The organism is Lactiplantibacillus sp. YT640 (assembly GCF_049745435.1).
Taxonomy (GTDB): Bacteria; Bacillota; Bacilli; order Lactobacillales; family Lactobacillaceae; genus Lactiplantibacillus; species Lactiplantibacillus plantarum.
The window spans coordinates 1-2876 of the sequence record NZ_JBMNVY010000073.1; the positions used below are offsets into that span (position 1 = coordinate 1).

Below are 2876 nucleotides of genomic sequence, written 5' to 3' on the forward strand. Positions count from 1 at the left end.
AAGAGCATGAAAAACTCGAGCCAGTTAAAACAAATTATTGCGGAAACTGTTAAGCGTGAACCAACTGGTCGCTTTTTATTTTTAACCTTGACGGTAAAAAATGTGATGACGGCGGAAGAATTAAAGCAGTCATTAAGAGCAATGACGAAAGCTTTTAATAAATTAACACGGTATAAAAAAGTTGTACAAAATTTGTTGGGTTATTTGCGGTCAACGGAGATAACAGTTAACGAACAAGACGGGTCATATAATCAACACTTGCATGTGTTGCTGTTTGTAAAATCAAGTTATTTTAAGAATTCAAATAATTATTTAGCACAAGTAGAATGGGCAAAATTATGGCAAAAAGCCCTGAAAGTTGATTACGAGCCCATGGTGCATGTGCAAGCCGTGAAACCTAACAAGCGCCAAGGCTCTAATTCTTTACAAGCCAGTGCCGAAGAAACCGCTAAGTATGAGGTAAAATCTGCTGATTATATGACCGCTGATGATGAGCAGAATTTAGCCGTTATTAAAGATTTAGAATATGCTTTAGCTGGGACACGCCAAATTAGTTATGGGGGTCTTTTTAAGCAGATTAAGCAAGATTTGCAATTAGAAGATGTCGAGAATGGTGATTTAATTCATGTGGGTGATGAAGACTACACCAAAGAGCAAATGGAAGCTGCGGAAGAAGTTGTCGCAAAATGGGATTTTAATAAACAAAATTATTTTATTTGGTAAAGAGAATGTCAGGATATGATCAACGGTCGTAGTGTCCCCCCTTTTGTTGCTCAAATTTTCCAATTTTCCAATTTTCCCACCCCACAAGAAAATAAAAAGTTAGATCTAAATTCTTTTTATTCCAATTTCCTTTTGACGGTGGGGCCCCTGTCGCTTTCTTTAATTTCTATGTCGGTCGGAAGAAAAAAGCTTCCGCCCGCCCCAGAAGCTTAAAACGCGCCAGCCCACCGTAAAAAGTTTTCTCGGCATAAAAACTATTGCTTCTCGTTACTAACAAAAACCTGCATAAAAGAGACCACGCTCAAGATCAAAACCTTTTTTAAGGAAAAAGACTGTTTAAGCAGCCTGCTGTTAACTAGCTATCCTTAACCGTTAGTCTCTGCGTACAGATAGCTTGCTAGAGGCTCGCTGACGCTCGGTTAAGGCTTTACGCCCTAACAACCCTGTTAAAGCTCTTAAAAACGATTTTAGGCGCTTCTGGAGCTCTTGTGTGGTTATTGCATATAATTATCAATTGTTTTTGTGGCATGATTTAAAAAAGCATGAATATGAAAGGAATGAACATTCAATGAATTGGGAAAGTTTAATACCAACAATTATAGGTGGTTTATTAGCACTTCTAGGAGGGATCATACAGCAAAATCGAGCTAATAAAACAGCAGAAAAAGTACGAAAAGAAACCGAAAAAAATGCACAAGAATTACGAATAGAACAAGAAAATAAACGAAAAGAAGAACAAATCAGACAAGATAAAATAGGTATTATCAAAGACATATCCTCTTCCAAAACGGCGATATTAAATACTTTTTCTGATGACAATGCAAAAACTACATTCAACGGAGCGCTGAATTTAATTCCTGTTATTTTTCAAGACAATAAAGAAATATTAAATACTCACCAAAAATTATTTGACGCTATAACAACAGGATCAGGCGATAATTCTAATAATATTTTTTACGAACTTGTAATGTTAATGCACGACGATGTTGGATTCGAAAGATTACCCTATGAACAATTTATTAGAACATTATCAGCCTAAATAAAAAAGTGCGCACTTACACGTCATCTTTGATGACGTTGTGCTAAACCCATCAAAACCTGCATCAGATTTCGCGTTGCTCAAACGTAACTGACTTGCGTCAGTTTGGAACATTCAAAAATAAATAAGTTCAGTCGCTAGCTCCTTCGAACTTTTTTATTTTTGAACGTTAATTTTAAAGGCTCTTATTTGCGCTCTAAGCGATTTTAGCTAACAGTGAGCTATCTAACTGTCGGTCAACGGTAAATCGAATTAAAGGGACTTACTGCTTTAGCAGTTAGTCCCTTTTTGAGGCTTTAAGGAGTTGACTGACTTTACTCAACCCAAGAGCCTTATGTCCTAGGAAACAAGCCATTGTTTCCCCGAGCCCAGCGGCGGCAAGCGTTACGGTCCAGCTGGTTCAGCTGGTCAGGTTTGGGTGAAACCCAAGGTATTAAAAAAGGCAGTTCAGCGGTTCTTGCTGATCTGCCTTTTGGGGTTTAAAAACGCCAATTTTTTGGCGTTTTCTTCTTATCTTGATACTACTAGCAACAACTAGTTTTTAAAATCAAGCTTGATTAGGCTTGTATCCCTTGATTTTATAGGCTTTTGGTGTATTATTAGGGTTATAAATTGGTTGAAAGAAAGACAAAATAAAAACCCACGTGAAAATCTCCGATTGGCGTCCGAGCACGTGAGTTGTTTATCTTTTTCATTTATAGCCTTTATTTTAGGTGTAAAAGCCTTTGGTGTCAAGGTTATAAGCTTATTGAAAAAGATAGTCAGCTCCTTCACGTGGTAAAGCGGAAGGAGCTTTTTATGTCAGAAATTTTTGAAGATAAAACTGAAAATGGCAAAGTTAGACCTTGGCGAGAACGGAAGATTGAAAATGTTCGTTATGCCGAATATTTGGCAATCTTAGAATTTAAACGGGCACATGATGTACGGGGTTGTGGTGGAGTTTTGCGTTTTCGTAAGATTGGCGAGCACTTAAAACTTTATCAAACGTGGTTTTGTCATAAACGATTGTGTCCATTGTGTAATTGGAGAAAGAGCATGAAAAACTCGAGCCAGTTAAAACAAATTATTGCGGAAACTGTTAAGCGTGAACCAACTGGTCGCTTTTTATTTTTAA

The 2876-nt window shown here is 37.2% G+C and carries 3 protein-coding genes; all 3 read left to right on the top strand.

Annotation, left to right across the window (positions count from 1 at the left end):
* Positions 1 to 723 (top strand): protein rep (locus ACOV1R_RS15900; RefSeq protein ID WP_424744321.1); only part of this gene is annotated, 723 nt, incomplete at its 5' end.
* Between the two features lie 490 nt (positions 724 to 1213).
* A complete protein-coding gene (locus ACOV1R_RS15905) occupies positions 1214 to 1762 on the top strand; it encodes a hypothetical protein (RefSeq protein ID WP_217203458.1) in 549 nt (182 codons plus the stop codon).
* Between the two features lie 798 nt (positions 1763 to 2560).
* The coding region (locus ACOV1R_RS15910; RefSeq protein WP_424744323.1) for a protein rep at positions 2561 to 2876 on the top strand (316 nt) is incomplete at its 3' end.